At 61.5% G+C, this 18,886-nt stretch carries 15 protein-coding genes and 1 pseudogene; 4 read left to right on the top strand and 12 right to left on the bottom strand.

What is annotated here, in order from left to right; translation table 11 throughout:
* The first annotated feature begins 208 nt into the window (after window positions 1-208).
* Complete coding sequence (gene treR, locus GFU70_RS05040) at window positions 209-913, top strand: trehalose operon repressor (RefSeq protein WP_057448412.1); 705 nt, start codon at window positions 209-211, stop codon at window positions 911-913.
* Between the two features lie 349 nt (window positions 914-1,262).
* Here the strand turns inward: treR and GFU70_RS05035 are convergent.
* The 4 genes and pseudogenes from GFU70_RS05035 to GFU70_RS05020 form a co-directional block, all read right to left on the bottom strand.
* Window positions 1,263-1,580: pseudogene (locus GFU70_RS05035) on the bottom strand (helix-turn-helix transcriptional regulator); the annotation flags it as partial.
* 244 nt (window positions 1,581-1,824) lie between these two features.
* Entirely contained in the window at window positions 1,825-3,402 is a 1,578-nt protein-coding gene (gene guaA / locus GFU70_RS05030) for a glutamine-hydrolyzing GMP synthase (RefSeq protein ID WP_058542542.1), read from the bottom strand.
* A gap of 79 nt (window positions 3,403-3,481) precedes the next feature.
* Window positions 3,482-4,951 carry an IMP dehydrogenase gene (gene guaB, locus GFU70_RS05025; protein WP_058542541.1) on the bottom strand — a complete coding sequence of 490 codons (1,470 nt, stop codon included), beginning with the start codon at window positions 4,949-4,951 and terminating at the stop codon, window positions 3,482-3,484.
* Window positions 4,952-5,182: 231 nt separating this feature from the next.
* Window positions 5,183-5,731, bottom strand: a complete 549-nt coding sequence (locus GFU70_RS05020; RefSeq protein WP_058542540.1) for a hypothetical protein — start codon at window positions 5,729-5,731, stop codon at window positions 5,183-5,185.
* A gap of 150 nt (window positions 5,732-5,881) precedes the next feature.
* Between GFU70_RS05020 and xseA the strand changes: the two genes are divergently transcribed.
* The 3 genes from xseA (at window position 5,882) to leuA (ending at window position 10,225) form a co-directional block, all read left to right on the top strand.
* A complete protein-coding gene (gene xseA, locus GFU70_RS05015; RefSeq protein ID WP_116643116.1) occupies window positions 5,882-7,261 on the top strand; it encodes an exodeoxyribonuclease VII large subunit in 1,380 nt (459 codons plus the stop codon).
* A 3-nt stretch (window positions 7,262-7,264) separates the two neighbouring features.
* Window positions 7,265-8,086: a peptidoglycan DD-metalloendopeptidase family protein gene (locus tag GFU70_RS05010; protein WP_058542538.1), complete on the top strand. Its 822-nt coding sequence runs from the start codon at window positions 7,265-7,267 to the stop codon at window positions 8,084-8,086.
* Between the two features lie 459 nt (window positions 8,087-8,545).
* On the top strand, window positions 8,546-10,225 hold the full coding sequence (leuA, locus tag GFU70_RS05005; RefSeq protein ID WP_153387692.1) for a 2-isopropylmalate synthase: 1,680 nt from the start codon (window positions 8,546-8,548) through the stop codon (window positions 10,223-10,225).
* Window positions 10,226-10,431: 206 nt separating this feature from the next.
* Here leuA and GFU70_RS05000 read toward each other — a convergent pair whose 3' ends face one another.
* From GFU70_RS05000 to ispG, 8 genes are all read right to left on the bottom strand, one after another.
* A complete protein-coding gene (locus tag GFU70_RS05000; protein WP_058542536.1) occupies window positions 10,432-10,851 on the bottom strand; it encodes a hypothetical protein in 420 nt (139 codons plus the stop codon).
* Between the two features lie 68 nt (window positions 10,852-10,919).
* Complete coding sequence (locus GFU70_RS04995) at window positions 10,920-11,711, bottom strand: amidohydrolase (RefSeq protein WP_153387691.1); 792 nt, start codon at window positions 11,709-11,711, stop codon at window positions 10,920-10,922.
* Window positions 11,699-12,847: a pyridoxal phosphate-dependent aminotransferase gene (locus tag GFU70_RS04990; RefSeq protein WP_153387690.1), complete on the bottom strand. Its 1,149-nt coding sequence runs from the start codon at window positions 12,845-12,847 to the stop codon at window positions 11,699-11,701. The genes GFU70_RS04995 and GFU70_RS04990 overlap by 13 nt, the downstream gene beginning before the upstream one ends.
* Window positions 12,848-13,030: 183 nt before the next feature.
* Window positions 13,031-14,503, bottom strand: a complete 1,473-nt coding sequence (gene der / locus GFU70_RS04985; RefSeq protein ID WP_058542534.1) for a ribosome biogenesis GTPase Der — start codon at window positions 14,501-14,503, stop codon at window positions 13,031-13,033.
* Between the two features lie 134 nt (window positions 14,504-14,637).
* Window positions 14,638-15,789: an outer membrane protein assembly factor BamB gene (gene bamB / locus GFU70_RS04980; protein ID WP_058542533.1), complete on the bottom strand. Its 1,152-nt coding sequence runs from the start codon at window positions 15,787-15,789 to the stop codon at window positions 14,638-14,640.
* Window positions 15,782-16,423 (bottom strand): YfgM family protein, encoded by a 642-nt coding sequence (locus GFU70_RS04975; RefSeq protein WP_116643118.1) that lies wholly within the window; start codon window positions 16,421-16,423, stop codon window positions 15,782-15,784. Before GFU70_RS04975 ends, bamB begins: the two co-directional genes overlap by 8 nt.
* A gap of 40 nt (window positions 16,424-16,463) precedes the next feature.
* A complete protein-coding gene (hisS, locus tag GFU70_RS04970) occupies window positions 16,464-17,753 on the bottom strand; it encodes a histidine--tRNA ligase (RefSeq protein WP_058542531.1) in 1,290 nt (429 codons plus the stop codon).
* 22 nt (window positions 17,754-17,775) lie between these two features.
* Window positions 17,776-18,885, bottom strand: coding sequence for a flavodoxin-dependent (E)-4-hydroxy-3-methylbut-2-enyl-diphosphate synthase (ispG, locus tag GFU70_RS04965; RefSeq protein WP_003185136.1), 1,110 nt, complete (start codon window positions 18,883-18,885; stop codon window positions 17,776-17,778).
* Window position 18,886 lies beyond the last annotated feature (1 nt).

Raw genomic sequence — 18,886 nt, 5'->3', positions numbered from 1 at the left:
GACAGCACGTGGAAGGCAAAGTACTCGTCTGTACGAGTTAAATCAACAACTCGTACAGACGAGTTTTGTTTTTGTTTATGATGCCCCCCCGAAAAACCGGGAAACGTCCTACGCTTCTGTCGTCCAATAATGACAGCCGAATGGACAACTCCCCCACTTGGCCCGTAAGGTTCCGCCCCGGTGAACAGCGCGGTACAGAGCCCTTCCCATGAGCAAATACAACCAGATCTACAACGATCTGCTGACCAGCATTACCACCGAACGCCTGGAGCGAGGCGCCCGCCTGCCCTCCGAAACCGAACTGATGGACAGCTATCAGGCCAGCCGTGGCACGGTGCGCAAAGCCATCGAACAACTCCAGGAGCGCGGCTTCGCCCAGAAGATCCATGGCAAGGGCACCTTCGTGCTGTCGACCCAGCCCATCGAATTCCAGCTCGGCGGCATCGTCAGCTTCCAGGAGACCTACCCGCGCCTAGGCAACGATGTCAGCACCGAAGTGGTCGAATTCAGCCAGCTACCTTTGGAAGGCGCCCTGCTCGAGCACATCAAGGCGCCCGCCGGAAGCCCGATCACCCGCATCAAGCGGGTCCGGCGAATCGACGGCAAGCGCGTGATCCTGGACATCAACCACTTCGTCAGCGACGTGATCCCCGGCCTGACCCGCGACATCGCCGTGCAGTCGATCTACGCCTTCATCGAACAGACCCTGCACCTGCAAATCGCCTACGCCCAGCGCACCATCGAAGCAGTCCGCTGCGGCAAGGACGATCAGCAGCACCTGGACCTCGACGGCCAGAGCCATGTGATCGTGGTCAGCAACCAGACCTTTCTCCAGGACGGCCGACAGTTCGAGTACACCGAATCGCGGCATACGCTGGATAAGTTTTATTTTTCGGATGTGGCGCGGCGGTGAACACAAAAATCCGTGTGGATATGGGTCACACGGATTTGATTCGATCACAGTTTCTCTAATACGTAAGTCTGAAGGACTTCAGCGGTCGACAGGTTTTCCCGGACGATATCGATCGATCACAGCAACACCCGCTCCGCCGTCTTCCTCAAACGCCCGCGAAACGGCATCAACGATTTCGGCTCATACTCCGACCTGTTGCAGCACGGGCATTCCAGAAATGATGTCGTGCACCTGATCTTGTAGCTAACGGTTAAGGTTGTAAAAAAACGATTAGATAACAAGAGCCGCGCACAAAAACGATTACTCCTGACAACCGGCTCGTCAAACTGAGGAGAGGCTGAGATGTCTGTCACCCAACCAAAGCGTCCAACTCTTCGGAAGCCATACCAAGTAACCGTCGGCCTTCTTTCGCAACGTTGACCTGCAACGCCACCTGGGCCACATCCAACACATTCTTGGTAAGCGAATAGCTGCCCTTGGCCTGCAGCCAGGTCAGCACGTCCGCCAAATGCCAGATAGATGCACTCCCCTCGTGCACCGGCGTCGGGAAGCTGCTTGGATGGGCCAACATCAGCTTGCGCATGTTCTGCCGAGACACACCGACGATCTCAGCAACGTCGGTCAGCCCAACCAAATCAGGCGCAACCTCAATTAACTTGGCCGACGGCCCATGGGCTGCAGCCGATGATAAGCGTTTCCCGGTGCACGCTAAGGCGGGTAATCGTAGCGAGAGGTGACGGCACTGCCCTCCCAACACCGTTACGGTCTGTCATTGCAGTTGGAAGCCAGAGGAAGACTGGATTGGTCAGTAAAAATGAAAAAGCCCTGTGGAAGTTACCCACAGGGCTTTTGTTCAAGGCAGGCGCCGAAGCCAATAGCGGCCGTCAGCGGTATCAATACTTAGGCCTGACTCATTCCCACTCAATCGTCGCCGGCGGCTTGCTCGACACGTCATACGTCACGCGAGAAATACCTTCGATCTCATTGATGATCCGCCCGGAAACGGTTTCGAGCAGTTCATACGGCAGGTGCGCCCAGCGCGCGGTCATGAAGTCGATGGTTTCCACGGCACGCAGGGCCACGACCCAGGCGTAGCGACGGCCATCGCCGACCACGCCCACCGATTTCACCGGTTGGAACACCACGAACGCCTGGCTGACCTTGTGGTACCAGTCAGCCTTGCGCAGTTCTTCGATGAAGATGTGGTCGGCGCGACGCAGCAGGTCGGCGTATTCCTTCTTCACTTCACCGAGGATCCGCACGCCCAGGCCCGGGCCCGGGAATGGGTGGCGGTAGACCATGTCGTACGGCAGGCCTAGCTCCAGGCCGAGGCGACGGACCTCGTCCTTGAACAGCTCGCGCAGCGGTTCGACCAGCTTGAGGTTCATCTCTTCCGGCAGGCCACCGACGTTGTGGTGGGACTTGATCACGTGGGCCTTGCCGCTCTTGGCGCCAGCCGACTCGATCACGTCGGGGTAGATGGTGCCCTGGGCCAGGTACTTGATGTTGTCCAGCTTGCAGGATTCGGCATCGAACACGTCGATGAAGGTACGGCCGATGATCTTGCGCTTCTTCTCCGGGTCGGACTCGCCGGCCAGGTTGTTCAGGAACTGCTCTTCGGCGTTGGCGCGGATCACTTTCACGCCCATGTTCTCGGCGAACATGGCCATCACTTGCTCGCCTTCGTGCAGACGCAGCAAGCCGTTGTCGACGAAGACGCAGGTCAGCTGGTCGCCAATGGCCTTGTGCAGCAGCGCGGCAACCACCGAGGAGTCCACACCGCCAGACAGGCCCAGCAGCACGTTGTCGGTGCCAACCTGGGCGCGGACTTGGGCGATGGCGTCTTCAGCGATTTTCGACGGGGTCCACAGGGCTTCACACTCGCAGATGTCGAGGATGAAGCGCGACAGGATGCGGCCGCCCTGCTTGGTGTGGGTCACTTCAGGGTGGAACTGCACGCCGTAGTAGCGACGATCATCGTTGAACATGCCGGCAATCGGGCAGCTCGGGGTGCTGGCCAGGATGTGGAAGTCTTCCGGCATTTTGGTGACTTTGTCACCGTGGCTCATCCACACGTCCAGGCCGAACAGGCCGTCGGCGTCGACGTGGTCCTCGATGCCGTCCAACAGGCGGCTCTTGCCGACTACGTCAACGCGGGCATAACCGAATTCACGCAGGTCCGAACCTTCGACCTTGCCGCCCAATTGCTCAGCCATGGTCTGCATGCCGTAGCAGATACCGAAGACGGGCACGCCCAGGTCGAATACGGCTTGCGGGCAGCGCGGGCTGTCGGCTTCGTGCACGGACTCGGGGCCGCCGGCGAGGATGACGCCTTTAGGCGCGAATTCGCGAATCGCTTCGTCATCCATGTCGAACGGATGCAATTCGCAATACACACCGATTTCACGCACGCGGCGGGCGATCAGCTGGGTGTACTGGGAACCGAAGTCGAGGATCAGGATGCGGTGAGCGTGAATGTCGAGGGCCATGACTCATTCTCATGTAGTGAATCAGAAACAACTCGGGGCTGAATGAACAGCCCCGGTGATTAACGTTTTGCTGAAGGCCTTAACCTACGCGGTAGTTCGGCGCTTCCTTGGTGATCTGCACGTCGTGGACATGGGACTCGGCCATGCCAGCGCCGGTGATACGCACGAATTCAGGCTTGGTGCGCATCTCTTCGATGTTGGCGCTGCCGGTGTAGCCCATGGAAGAACGCAGGCCGCCCATCAGTTGATGGATGATGGCGCTCAGGGTGCCTTTGTACGGCACGCGACCTTCGATGCCTTCCGGCACCAGCTTCTCGGCACCCGCGGAGGAGTCCTGGAAGTAACGGTCGGAAGAGCCCTGGGCCTGGGACATGGCGCCCAGCGAACCCATGCCGCGATAGGCCTTGTAGCTACGGCCCTGGAACAGTTCGATCTCGCCCGGTGCTTCTTCGGTACCGGCGAACATCGAACCCATCATCACGCAGTAGGCACCGGCGACGATGGCCTTTGACAGGTCACCGGAGAAGCGGATGCCGCCGTCGGCGATCAACGGCACGCCGGTGCCTTCAAGGGCAGCGGCGACGTTGGCGATGGCGCTGATCTGCGGCACGCCGACGCCAGCGACGATACGGGTGGTGCAGATCGAGCCAGGGCCGATACCGACCTTGACCGCATCGGCGCCGGCTTCGGCCAGGGCCTTGGCGGCAGCGCCGGTGGCGATGTTGCCGCCGATCACCTGCACGTCAGGGAAGTTCTGCTTGACCCAGCGAACGCGGTCGATCACGCCTTTGGAGTGGCCGTGGGCGGTGTCGACCACCACCACGTCAACGCCGGCATTGACCAGGGCGGCTACACGATCACCCGTGTCCTTGCCGGTGCCGACCGCAGCGCCGACGCGCAGACGACCTTGGTCGTCCTTGCTGGCCAGCGGGTAGGCCTTGGCTTTTTCGATGTCGTTGACGGTCATCATGCCCTTGAGGGCGAATTTGTCGTCGACGATCAGCACGCGCTCGATGCGGTGCTTGTGCAGCAACTCGCGGACTTCGTCCTTGTTAATGCCTTCCTTGACCGTGACCAGGCGCTCTTTAGGCGTCATCACTTCGCGGACGGTGGCATCCAGACGGTTCTCGAAACGCACGTCGCGGGAGGTGACGATGCCGACCAGGTCGCCATCGTGCAGCACCGGAACGCCGGAGATGTTGTGCATGCGGGTCAGTTCGAACAGATCCCGGACCGTGGCGTCAGCCTCGATGGTGATCGGATCCTTGACCACGCCAGCCTCGAACCGCTTGACCTTGCGCACTTCGGCGGCCTGCTGTTCGATGGTCATGTTCTTGTGGATGATACCGATACCGCCTTCCTGGGCCATGGCAATGGCCAGACGGGCTTCGGTCACGGTGTCCATGGCGGCGGAAACCAGGGGGATATTCAGTTCGATGCCACGGGTGAGACGGGTTTTGAGACTGACTTCGTTAGGCAGTACTTCGGAATAACCGGGCACTAGGAGAATGTCGTCGAAGGTCAGAGCTTCTTGGCTGATACGCAGCATCGCGGGGGCTCCCGAGCGGGAAAATGGAAGCGCGCCATTATACTCATGCACCCCGTCTGGCTCAATGTAAAAATCTGTCTATATTGGCATTACTGATATTCGGAGATCTGGTGCCTACTGTAGGAGCTGGCGAAGCCTGCGATCTTTTGATCTTCAGCGCCCTGATTAACGCTTAAAAGTCAAAAGATCGCAGGCTTCGCCAGCTCCTACGGAAAACCGATCGGCGTTTGACTACAGTTCCACCTTCACCCAACTCACCGGCTGATCGAGCCAATCGGCGAATTCATCGAGAAAGTCCTGCTTGAACCCCGCCTCCAGCCAGTTGTTGAAGATGAACCCCAGGTTGGAAAAGCCGCAGGGCTGCAGGAACAGGAAGCCGTTGATGTCGTCTTCATGGCCACATTCGGGGCAGGTGAAGTTGTCGGTGCGCGCCGGCATCCAGTCTTCCAGGCTTTCGAACAGCGCTTCGCCGACCTCCTTGCGGCACTCAGCGCAACCGGCTTCTTCGAGAAAGCCCTTGGCCGGCGTATAGATGCAGCGCTTGGTGATGATCTCCAGGCCATTGACTGGTTCACCGAATGGCAAGGCTTCGGGGTGCAAGACCACCTCGCGAGCACCGGGAGCGATCGCGTGGGCCATGCGATTGCCGGTGCGCCCACAGGTGGTCAGTTGTTCTTCGACGATATTCTTGCGCACCAGCCAGCGCACAATCGCCCGGGCCCGAGGCTCGTGGACCGGCAGGGTGGAAATTTTCGGGACGATGATGCTTTGCGAGTTCATGGAACATCCTGCGGTGAATCTATTGGTGGCGACGAGCAAGCCGGCGCCCACATCGAAACCAAGGGAATGGAGCATTGTACAGGGCCGGCTCTCGGAAGGTTTTTCGGTGAGCATGGAGATTGAGCGGCGAATACCCTTATCATGCCGCCCATGATTAAAGATCCCTTTGCCCGACTGGGCCTGGACCGCGAGGTCCTGACTGTCAGCCAGCTCAACGGCCGTGCGCGGGTGTTGCTCGAAGACGTGTTCAGCAACATCTGGGTCGAGGGCGAAATCTCCAACCTCGCCCGTCCGGCCTCCGGCCATGTGTACTTCACCCTCAAGGACAGTGGCGCCCAGGTGCGTTGCGCGCTGTTCCGGCAGAATGCCGCGCGGGTGCGCCAGGCCTTGAAGGACGGGCTGGCGGTGAAAGTGCGCGGCAAGGTCTCGCTGTTCGAAGGCCGTGGCGACTATCAACTGATCCTCGACACCGTCGAGCCGGCCGGCGATGGTGCGCTGCGCCTGGCCTTCGATGCCTTGAAGGAAAAGCTCGGCGCCGAGGGTCTGTTCAGTGCCGAGCGCAAGGTGCCGTTGCCGGCCCATCCACAACGCATCGGCATCATCAGTTCACCCACGGGCGCGGTGATCCGCGACATCATCAGCGTGTTCCGCCGCCGCGCGCCGCAGATCGCCCTGACGCTGATCCCCACCGCCGTGCAAGGCCGCGAAGCCACCGCGCAAATCGTCCGAGCCCTGAAGCTGGCCGACGCCCGTGGTTTCGATGCGCTGATCCTGGCCCGGGGCGGCGGTTCGCTGGAAGACTTGTGGTGCTTCAACGAAGAAGCCGTGGCCCGGGCGGTGGATGCCTGCGTCACGCCGATCGTCAGCGCCGTGGGCCATGAAACCGACGTATCCATCAGCGATTTCGTCGCTGACGTACGTGCCCCGACCCCGTCCGCCGCCGCCGAACTGCTCGCACCGGATGCCGGTGATCTGGTGCGCCGGGTCGAAAGCCTGCACCGGCGGCTGGTGATGCGCATGCGTGACCGGCTGATGCGCGATCAACTGCGCCTCGAAGGCCTCACCCGGCGCCTGCGCCACCCCGGTGAACGCCTGCGCCAGCAAGCCCAGCGCCTCGACGACCTGGATATGCGCATGCGCCGGGCGTTCGAACGCAGCCTCAATACCCGCCGCGAACGCCTGATCCGCCTGGAAACCCGCTTGGCCGGACAACACCCCGGCCGGCAATTGGCGTTGCTGCGCCAGCGCCTGGACAGCCTGGCCGAACGCCTGCCCCGGGCCATGCGCGAAGGCCTGAAAACACGCCGCGTGCAATTGCACAACCAGATGCAGACGCTGCACATCGTCAGCCCCCTGGCGACCCTCGGCCGGGGCTACAGCATTTTGCTGGACGAGCGCGGCCATGCGATCCGCAGTGCCGGACAAACCCAGACCGGCCAGCGCCTGACCGCCAAGCTCGGCGAAGGCCAATTGCTGGTACGGGTCGAAGACAATCACCTGACGCCGGTCACCCTTTCTTTACTGGATTGATTCATGCCGCGATATCTCGCCCCCTTGCTCTTGCTGTGCCTGACCTTCAACGCCCACGCCGACAGTTACATCACCCGCCTGCTGAACAAGCCGGTGCCCGGTGGCGTGGCCGTGGTGGACCTGGGCAGCGCGGCCAAGGCACCGAAAGCCAGTTACCAGGGCAAGCCAGTGCTGGTGGTCAAGGAACAGGACAACTGGCTGGCGATTGTCGGTATACCGCTGACGGTCCAGCCCGGCACCCAGCGGATCAGCAGCGGCGGCGGCACCCATCCGTTCGTGGTCGGCTATAAAAAGTACCCCGAGCAACACATCACCCTGAAGAACAAGCGCCAGGTCAATCCGAACCCGGCGGACCTCAAACGCATCAACGCCGAACTGGCGGTGCAACTGAAGGCCTACCGCCGCTTCAGTCCGAACATCCCCAGCAACCTGCTGCTGGACAAACCGGTCAATGGTCCGATGTCGAGCAAGTTCGGCGTGCGACGCTTCTTCAACGGCGAAGAACGCAACCCCCACGCCGGCCTGGACTTCGCCGTCCCCGCTGGCACGCCGATCAAGACCCCGGCCGCCGGCAAGGTGATCCTCATCGGCAATTACTTCTTCAATGGCAACACCGTGTTCGTCGACCATGGCCAAGGCTTCATCAGCATGTTCTGCCACATGTCGAAGATCGACGTGAAGGTCGGCCAGCAACTGGCCCGGGGCACCGTGGTGGGCAAGGTCGGTGCCACCGGCCGCGCAACCGGCCCGCACATGCACTGGAACATCAGCCTGAACGATGCGCGGGTGGATCCGGCGATCTTTATCGGCGCTTTCCAGCCCTGAGTTTTTGCGGTGAGGCTACTGGCCTCTTCGCGAGCAAGCCCGCTCCCACAGGTACAGCGTTGATTTTGAAATCGCCAACATTCCCCTGTGGGAGCGGGCTTGCTCGCGAACGGGCCAGCGGCATCGCAACTCGTCGTCATGGATTGCCGAGTGACAAGCATCGACGCAATAAAACTACAAATACCTCATATTCACGCGATTAAATCTCGCAAACCCGCCTAAAAACAGAACTTATCTCAATTTTTTCCGACTGCTTGCGATCCGCCTTCCGCGCGGTTAGGGTTGAGGGCATGAAAACCTCTCACACCCTCATTCAGCTTCGCCAGCACCGCAGCCTGTGCCTCGTCAGCGCACGACTGCCGGGCTGAATCGCGGCACCTCGTCCCGGCTGTGAAGCCACCCCCATTCGAACCACCGGCAGGCCGCCTTTTTCCGGCCACGACAATAAAGGACTTTCCCATGAGCATGCTCAAAGACCCGTCTTCCAAATACCGTGCCTTCCCGACCATCAACCTGCCGGATCGCACCTGGCCGTCGAAGACCATCACCGCCGCGCCGATCTGGTGCAGCTCCGACCTGCGCGACGGCAACCAGTCGCTGATCGAGCCAATGGACGCGGTCAAGAAGCTGCGCTTCTGGAAAACCCTCGTCGCGGTGGGCGTGAAGGAAATCGAAGCATCGTTCCCGGCCGCTTCGCAGACCGACTTCGACTTCGTGCGCACCCTCATCGAAGAAGGCCACATCCCGGACGACACCACCATCCAGGTGCTGACCCAGGCCCGTGAAGACCTGATCGCCCGCACGTTCGAATCCCTGCGCGGCGCCAAAAAGGCCATCGTCCACCTGTACAACGCCACCTGCCCGTCGTTCCGCCGCATCGTGTTCAACCAGGACAAGGAAGGCGTGAAGGAAATCGCGGTGAACGCGGCCAAACTGTTCGTCAAATATGCTGCACAGCAGCCGGAAACCCAGTGGCAGTTCGAGTACTCGCCAGAGACTTTCAGCGCCACTGAGCTTGAGTTCGCCAAGGAAGTCTGTGATGCGGTGATCGAAGTCTGGAACCCGACGCCCGAGCGCAAGGTGATCCTCAACCTGCCCGCTACCGTGGAAGTCGCCACCCCGAACATCTATGCCGACCAGATCGAGTGGTTCCACCGCAACATTACCCGTCGTGACAGCGTGCTCATCAGCCTGCACACCCACAACGACCGTGGCACCGGCGTGGCCGCTACCGAACTGGGCCTGATGGCCGGTGCCGACCGCGTCGAAGGCTGCCTGTTCGGCAACGGCGAGCGCACCGGTAACGTCGACCTGGTGACCGTGGCGCTGAACCTCTACACCCAGGGCATCAACCCTGAGCTGGACTTCTCCGACATCGACGGCGTGCGCAAAGTGGTCGAGGAATGCAACCAGATCCCGGTGCACCCGCGTCATCCGTACGTTGGCGACCTGGTCCACACTGCATTCTCCGGCTCGCACCAGGATGCCATCCGCAAGGGCTTCGCCCAGCAGAAATCGGACGCCCTGTGGGAAGTGCCGTACCTGCCGATCGACCCGGCCGACATCGGCCGCAGCTACGAGGCGGTGATTCGCGTCAACAGCCAGTCGGGCAAGGGCGGTATCGCCTACCTGCTGGAACAGGAATACGGCATCAGCCTGCCGCGTCGCATGCAGATCGAGTTCAGCCAGGTGGTACAGCGCGAAACCGATCGCCTGGGCCTGGAAATGACCGCCCAGCAGATCCACGCCTTGCTGCAGCGTGAATACCTGCAAGCCAACACCCCGTACGCGCTTGTCAGCCATCGCCTGCAGGAAGAAAACGGCAACAGCGCCGTGGAAGTGGAAGTGGCGAGCAAGGGTCAGGGCGAGACCAACCTGCACTGGCGCGGCAAGGGCAACGGCGCGCTGGAAGCGCTGGTGGCCGGCCTGCCAATTCCGGTGGAGATCATGGACTACAACGAACACGCCATCGGCGCCGGCACCAATGCCAAGGCGGCGGCGTACATCGAACTGCGGGTCAACGGCGAGCGTGCAGTGCACGGCGTGGGCATCGATGAAAACATCACCACTGCCAGCTTCAAGGCGCTGTTCAGTGCACTGAACCGTTCCCTGAGCCAGCCGGAAGCCAAAGCGGCCTGATCGTTCGGCTGAAATGCAAAAAGGCCCTGGGGTGAGAACCCCGGGGCCTTTTTGTCTGGCTTGATTTTGGGCGGGCTGTTCCGACGCCTTCGCGAGCAAGCCCGCTCCCACAGGCGTTTCCTGCCGGGCACAAAATTTGTGTCCGCCGCAGGTCCACTGTGGGAGCGGGCTTGCTCGCGAAGCGGCCCTACCAGACGGCAGGGATGTCAGGCATGGGTATCAATCGAAACAGTCATCGCCTGCAACAGCGCGGCCTGCAGGGTCTGCAATGTGGCTTGGGTCGCCATGATCTGAGTCTGGATCGCCATGGTTTCCTGAGCTTTTTGCTCCTCATCGGCGCGGCTTTTTTGCACCCGTGCCAACTGGGCTTGCTGTTCGGCCAGCAACTTCTCGGTCTGTTCGATCTGCTTCTTCAGTTGTTCGATGACATCGCTGCTGCCGCTGCTGCCACCCGCACCTGCGATATTCGCGCCACTGGTGTCGACTTCCAGTTTCTTGTCTTTGTCTTCACTGCTATCAGTCGATGCCACTGGACTGGCCGCTTTCTCTTCTTCAGCCCCGCGAATGGAGACTTTGGGAGCTGACGATGGATAAGGATTGACGGTGGTTGCGCTGATACTGGTCATAGGGACTTCTCCTTGGCTGACCGGTTATCGGCACGCAACCCCGTTCCTGAAGGGCTGAATCGTTTCAATCAGATGAATTCGAACCGATCGGCATCCAGGTTCGCCGGAAACCGCGTGCGGTAGGCCGCCAGGTCCGTCGCGCTCAAACACACCTTGAACACACCATCCGCTTCGCCAGTGCTGAGCAGGGTTTCGCCCTGGAAATCCAGCACCTGGCTGTCACCGGTGTAGGCAAAGCCCTTGCCGTCAGTACCGACTCGGTTCACCGCCGCCACGTAGCACAGGTTCTCGATCGCCCGGGCCGGCAACAGCCGGTTCCAGTGCAGACGCCGCGCTCCGGGCCAGTTGGCGGTGTACAGCAGCAGGTCGGTGTCCTCGGCGTCGCGGCTCCAGACTGGAAAGCGCAGGTCGTAGCAAATCAGCGGACGAATCCGCCAGCCCTTGAGCTCGAACAGCACTTGTCGCTCACCCGGGGTGTAGTGGTTGTGCTCCCCCGCCATGCGAAACAGGTGGCGCTTGTCGTAATGCAGCACTTCTCCGTCCGGGCGCGCCCAAAGCAGGCGATTGCGATGGCTGCCGTCAGCGGCCTGGATGATCACACTGCCAGTGATCACCGCGTCCAGCTTCGCCGCCTGGGCCTTGAGCCATTGGCGCGTCGGGCCGCTCTCCGGCTCCGCCAGGGTCTCGGACTCCATGGAGAAACCAGTGGTGAACATCTCTGGGAGGATGATCAGGTCAACCCCGCGCGCCTGCTCGAGCAGCGCTTGGAAATGTTCCAGGTTGGCCCGGCGGTCGTGCCAGGCCAGGGTGGTCTGGACCAGGGCAATGTCGAGGTCTGGCAATGTACTCAAATCACGCATAGCTTTTGCGCCGCTTCGCGCAGCGTCTCCTCGCGTTTGGCAAAGCACAGGCGCACCAGGCGCTGGCCTTGTGGTGGGTGCTGGTAAAACACCGAGATCGGAATCGTCGCCACGCCATGCTCACGGGTCATCCATACCGCCATCTCGACGTCATTCAGGTCCGGGCGAATCTGCGAATAGTCCACCAACTGGAAATAAGTGCCGGTCACGCGCTTGAAGCTGAACCGCGACGGCGCCAGCAGATCGCAGAACAGGTCGCGCTTGGTCTGGTAGAAGTCCGGCAATTCATCGACGTGTTCCGGATGCTCGGCCATATAGTCAGCCAAGGCGTACTGCAACGGCGTCACGCCGCAGAAGCTGACGTACTGGTGCACCTTGCGCAGCTCCGCCGTCAGGGCCGCTGGCGCCACCACGTAGCCGGTTTTCCAGCCGGTGACGTGGTAGGTCTTGCCGAACGAACTGACCACGAAGGCGCGGCGGTACAGCTCTTCATGGGCCAGGACACTGGCGTGGGCGACGCCGTCGAACACCAGGTGCTCGTAGACCTCGTCGCTGACCAGGTAGATATCACGGTCACGAATCAGCGTGGCCAATTGATCCAGCTCGGCGTGACTGATCAAGGCGCCACTGGGGTTGTGCGGCGAATTGAGGATGATCATGCGCGTATGCGGGCTCAGGGCTTGGCCGAGCTTCTCGAAGTCGATGGCGAAGTCATCCAGGCCCAATGGCACGTGCACGCAATGCCCGCCGGCCAGTTGCACGGCAGGCTCGTAGCTGTCGTAGCTGGGGTCGAAGACGATCACTTCGTCGCCGCTGTGGACCACCGCCGCGATGGCACAGAAAATCGCCTGGGTCGCGCCGGGGGTCACGGTGACTTCCTGATCGGCATCGACACTGGCGCCGTAGCAGCGGGCGATCTTCGCCGCGATCTGCTGGCGCAGCGCAGGCAGGCCGGTCATGGGTGAGTATTGGTTATGACCTTGGGCAATGTGCCGGCCGACCGCATCGCGCAGGGCCTGCGGGCCATCGAAATCAGGAAACCCCTGGGACAGGTTCAGCGCGCCCGTCTGCGCGGCGAGCTGGGACATCTGGGTGAAAATCGTGATGCCGACATTCGGCAACTTGCTGGTGATCATGAAGGGTCCCTGCTCTGCACCCGGCTCAGGTGCGGCGCGGGAGAGATCGAGGATAGCCCAATCGCAGGGCATGAAAAAGGGTGCCACCCAGGGCACCCTTTTCTTGTCACCGAATCGCAGGAAAACTCTGTGGCGAGGGAGCTTGCTCCCTCGCCACAAAAGCGGTCCCGGGAGAAGCCTGGGTCAGCGCTTGTCGCGGCGCTTCTTGTCGGCCTTCTTGTGGTGCGACATCAAGCGGCGCTTCTTGTTGACCTGGCGGTCGGTGAGCGTGTTCTTGTTGCCTTCGTACGGGTTTTCGCCGCCCTTGAACTCGATGCGGATCGGCGTGCCGACCAGCTTCAGGACGCGACGATAGGTGTTCTCCAGGTAACGAACGTACGACTTGGGCACCTTCTCGATCTGGTTACCGTGGATCACGATAATCGGCGGGTTGGCACCGCCCAAGTGGGCATAGCGCAGCTTGATCCGACGGTTGTTGACCATCGGTGGCGCGTGCTCGCCTACCGCATCTTCGAGGATCTGGGTGAGGCGGTTGGTCGGCCAGCGGGTCACCGCCGACTTGAACGAGTTCTGCACCGAAGCGTAGAGGTTGCCCACGCCCGTGCCGTGCAAGGCCGAGATGAAGTGGATGTCGGCGAAGTCGACGAAGAACAGGCGGCGCTGCAATTCGACCTTGACGAAATCCCGTTCGCTCGGCGTCATGCCGTCCCACTTGTTGATCGCGATGACCAACGCACGACCGGCTTCCAGGGCAAAGCCCAGCAGGTTCAGGTCGTGATCGACCACGCCTTCGCGGGCGTCCATCACGAAGATCACCACGTTGGCGTCTTTGATCGCCTGCAGGGTCTTGACCACGGAGAACTTTTCAACTTCTTCATGGATCTTGCCGCGCTTGCGCACACCGGCGGTGTCGATCAGCGTGTACTTCTCTTCGTTACGCTCGAAGGGAATGTAGATGCTGTCGCGGGTGGTGCCGGGCTGGTCGTAGACGATGACCCGGTCTTCACCGAGCATGCGGTTGACCAGCGTCGACTTGCCCACGTTCGGCCGGCCGATGATGGCGATCTTGATCCCGTCTTTTTCGCTTGGGCCCGGAATGCGCTTGGCTTCCTCGCCTTCGGCAACGATCTCTTCCTCGCCCTCTTCCGGTTCTTCCTCGTCGTCCTTGGGGAAACTCTCCAGGGCGATTTCCAGCATCTGGGTGATGCCACGACCGTGGGCGCCGGCGATCGGGATCGCCTGGCCCATGCCCAACGGTGCGAATTCGGCGCGTGCCATGTCCGGGTCGATGTTGTCGACCTTGTTGGCGACCACGTAGGAACGCTTGTTACGCTTGCGCAAATGCTCGGCGATCATCTGGTCGGCGGCTGTAAAACCGGCCTTGGCGTCTACCAGGAACAGCACCACATCGGCTTCTTCAATGGCGAGCAGCGACTGCTCGGCCATTTTTTCGTCCATGCCGTGTTCATCACCGGAGATGCCGCCGGTGTCGACCAGAATATAGGTACGCCCTTGCCACTTGGCCTCACCGTATTGGCGATCACGGGTCAGACCGGACAAGTCGCCGACAATGGCGTCGCGAGTCCTGGTCAGGCGGTTGAACAAGGTGGACTTGCCGACGTTCGGTCGGCCCACCAGGGCGATTACGGGAACCATGCGGCTCTCCACTTCGTTATTTCAGAAAATACAAAAGCCGCTGCGAGGCAGCGGCTGGTGCTCGGGGCAGTCTGTGCAAGCCCTGCAAACCTTGTGAACAAGGCCGCTTGGGGGGATTAGCCCCAAGCATAGTCTTACTTGATGGTCAGGGCTTCCAGTTTGCCGCTGTTGCCATACACATAGATCATGTCGCCCACCACCAGCGGACGGGCACGCAGGCCGTCGCTGTCGATGCGCTCACGGCCGACGAAACGACCGTCCACCTGGCTGAGCAGGTGCAGGTAACCTTCCATGTCACCCACTGCGACGTAGCTGGAGAACACTTCCGGGGCCGACAGTTGACGACGGGCCAGGGAGTCGTTGCTCCACAATGCGGTGGTGGAACGCTCGTCGACGCCTTCGACGGTGCCCGAGGACAGGCTCACGTAGACGCTGCCAAAACCTTGGGCGACACCGGCGTAGCTGGACGCATCGCGCTGCCACAGCGCACGACCGCTTTCCAGGTCCAGTGCTGCAACGCGGCCCTGGTAGCTGGCGACGTACAACGTACCGCCGGACAGCAGCAGGCCGCCGTCGATGTCGACCACGCGCTCCAGTTCCGAACGACCTTGCGGGATCGCTACGCGCTGCTCCCAGACCGGCACGCCGTTGGAGATATCCAGGGCCACCACTTTACCGGTCGACAAGCCAGCCACCGCCAGGCGGTTGGTGACGATCGGCGCGCTGGTGCCGCGCAGGGTCAGTACCGCCGGGGTGCTGTCGTACAACCAGCGTTGGTTGCCGGTGGCAGCATCCAGGCCGATCAAGCGATCATCCTGGGTCTGGACCACCACCACGTCACCATTGGTGGCCGGCGGTGCGAGCACTTCACTGCTGACGCGGGCGCGCCATTTCTCTTCACCGCTGCTCGCGTCCAGGGCGACGATCTCGCCCTTGAGCGTGCCGATCATGACCAGGCCATAACCCACGCCAACGGCGCCGGAAACAGGCAGTTCAAGATCTTTCTTCCATTTGACGTCGCCGTTCATGCGATCCATGGCCATGACGACGCCCGTGACGTCGCCGGCATAGAGGGTGTCGCCATCAATGGCTGGCACCAGCATGTTGTAGGTTTCACCCTGGCCATCGCCGATGGAACGGCTCCACTGCTTCTGCAGCACGACTTCTTCTTTGAAATCGGTCAGTTCGGCCGGAGGCAGTTCTTTCTTGCTGTTGCTGCTGCAACCCGCGGCCAGAATGGCCAGAGCCAGCAATGCTGCATGTTTCCAACGGATCACGTCACGCATCCCCTTTGGCCAGGTCGTCCAGCTTGATTTGCAGGCCACCGACTGCGGCTTCATCCGACAGCGCAGCCTTGGCTTTTTGGTAGGCCGCATGGGCCTCATCGGCACGGCCCAGCTGTACCAGCAGGTCGCCCTTGAGTTCCTCGCGGGTCGCCAGGAATGCCTTGTCGGCATCACCGTCGAGCAGCTTCAAGGCGTCTTCGGCCTTGTTCTGTGCCGCCAGCACCTGCGCCAGGCGCTGACGCGCCACTTCGCCCAGGGTCGGGTTGGCCGGTTTGTCGACGATACCTTTGAGCTCGGTGGCCGCGTCGTCCAGCTTGCCGCTGTCCACCGCTACCTTGGCCACGAACAGGCGACCGAACTGCGCATAGGCGGTGCCGCCGAATTCCTTGTCCAGCTTGCCGGCCAGGTCCACCACGCGGGCAGCATCAGGCTTGCCGTCCGGGGTCAGGGTGGTTTCCAGCAATTGCTGGTAGAGCACCGAGGCGCCTTGCGACTGGTTGCTCTGGTATTTCTGGTAGGCCTGCCAGCCGAACACGATGACCAGCGCCAACAGGCCGCCAGTAACCAGCGGCTTGCCGTTGCGCGTCCACCAGTCCTTCAAATCCGCCAGCTGTTCATCTTCGGTACTCGACACCCCAATACTCCTTAATCGCTAAATCGGCTGTTTGACAGCTTCAACCCTGCACGACGCAGGTGGCCAGGTGTGCAGCAAGCGCATCCCAGGCAATGCTTTGTTGTTCGCCCTGGCCACGCAGGGGTTTGAAACCTACCACTTGTTGGGCCAGTTCGTCGTCACCGAGGATCAGTGCATACAGCGCACCGCTCTTGTCGGCCTTCTTGAACTGGCTCTTGAAGCTGCCGGCGCCGGCGTTGATCTGCAGGCGCAGGTTGGGCAACTGGTCGCGGACCCGCTCGCTCAACGTCAGGGCCGCCAGTTCGGCTGCTTCACCGAAGGCGCACAGGTAAACGTCGACCTGACGGGCCAGTTCCTCTGGCACCTTGTCCAGGGCCTCAAGCATCAGCACCAGGCGCTCGATGCCCATGGCAAAGCCCACGCCCGACGTCGGCTTGCCGCCCATCTGTTCTACCAGCCCGTCGTAACGGCCACCGGCACACACGGTGCCCTGGGCGCCGAGCTTGTCGGTGACCCATTCGAATACGGTCTTGCTGTAGTAATCCAGGCCACGGACCAGTTTCGGGTTGATCACATAGGGAATGCCGGCGGCGTCCAGACGGGCCTTGAGCCCCTCGAAATGCACGCGGGACTCTTCGTCCAGGTAGTCGGCCATTTTTGGCGCACCCACCAGTACGGCCTGGGTGTCCGGGTTCTTGGTGTCCAGTACCCGCAGAGGGTTGGTCTTCAAGCGACGCTGGCTGTCTTCGTCCAGCTTGTCCAGGTGGGCGCTAAGAAACTCCACCAAGGCTTCACGGTAGCGGCCACGGGACTCGCTGGTGCCCAGGCTGTTGAGCTCAAGCTTGACCGCATCACGGATGCCCAGCTCGCCCCACAGGCGCCAGGTCAGCACGATCAGTTCGGCGTCGATGTCCGGACCGTCAAGGTTGAACACCTCGCAACCAATCTGGTGGAACTGGCGATAACGGCCTTTCTGCGGGCGCTCGTGACGGAACATCGGGCCGATGTACCAGAGTTTCTGCACCTGGCCGCCGCCGGTGATGCCGTGTTCGAGCACCGCACGCACGCAGGCCGCCGTGCCTTCTGGGCGCAGGGTCAGGGAGTCGCCGTTGCGGTCGTCGAAGGTGTACATCTCTTTTTCGACGATGTCGGTCACTTCACCGATGGAGCGCTTGAACAGCTCGGTGAACTCGACGATCGGCATGCGGATCTGTCGGTAGCCGTAGTTATCCAGCAGGCGCGCCACGGTGCCCTCGAAATAACGCCACAGGGGCGTCTGCTCGGGCAGGATGTCGTTCATGCCACGAATGGCTTGCAGGGACTTGCTCACGTGTATTCCTTAATCTTTCGACTTAACCGCGCGCGATGACCGCTGCGTCGGCTTCGACCTTTTCGGCCGCTTTCTGGCGGATCAGCCGTTCCAGCTCATCCACCAGATTGTCATTCGTCAGTTTCTGCGACGGCTTGCCGTCGATGTAAATCAGGTTCGGTGTACCGCCAGTCAGGCCGATGTGGGCCTCCTTGGCTTCGCCCGGCCCGTTGACCACGCAACCGATGACCGCGACATCCAGCGGCACCAGCAGGTCTTCGAGGCGCCCTTCCAGCTCGTTCATGGTCTTGACCACATCGAAGTTCTGCCGCGAGCAGCTCGGGCAGGCGATGAAGTTGATGCCACGGGAACGCAGGTGCAGGGACTTGAGAATGTCGTAGCCGACTTTCACTTCCTCGACCGGGTCGGCCGCCAACGAGATACGGATGGTATCGCCAATCCCTTCGGCGAGCAGCATACCGAGGCCGACGGCGGATTTCACCGTGCCCGAACGCAACCCACCGGCTTCGGTGATGCCCAGGTGCAGCGGCTGGACGATTTCCTTGGCCAGCAGACGGTACGCTTCGACGGCCATGAACACGTCGGAGGCCTTCACGCTGACCTTGAAGTCCTGGAAATTCAGGCGCTCGAGGTGCTCGACGTGGCGCAGGGCCGACTCCACCAGTGCCGCCGGGGTCGGTTCGCCGTATTTCTTTTGCAGGTCTTTTTCCAGGGAACCGGCGTTCACGCCGATGCGGATCGGGATGCCCCGGTCGCGGGCGGCATCCACCACGGCACGTACCCGGTCTTCGCGACCGATGTTGCCCGGGTTGATGCGCAGGCAGTCGACGCCCAACTCGGCCACGCGCAAGGCGATGCGGTAGTCGAAGTGGATGTCGGCCACCAAGGGGACCTTGACCAATTGCTTGATCTTGCCGAACGCCTCGGCGGCGTCCATGTCCGGCACGGATACGCGCACGATGTCGACACCGGCGGCTTCCAGGCGGTTGATTTGCGCGACCGTGGCGGCCACGTCATTGGTGTCGCTGTTGGTCATGCTCTGCACAGCGATAGGCGCATCGCCGCCCACGGGCACGTTGCCGACCCAGATCTTTCGGGATTCGCGACGCTTGATTGGAGATTCGCCGTGCATG

Origin of the sequence: Pseudomonas brassicacearum, from assembly GCF_009601685.2 — a bacterium.
Lineage (GTDB): Bacteria > Pseudomonadota > Gammaproteobacteria > Pseudomonadales > Pseudomonadaceae > Aquipseudomonas > Aquipseudomonas kilonensis_B.
This window is presented reverse-complemented; position numbering and strand designations above follow the sequence as displayed.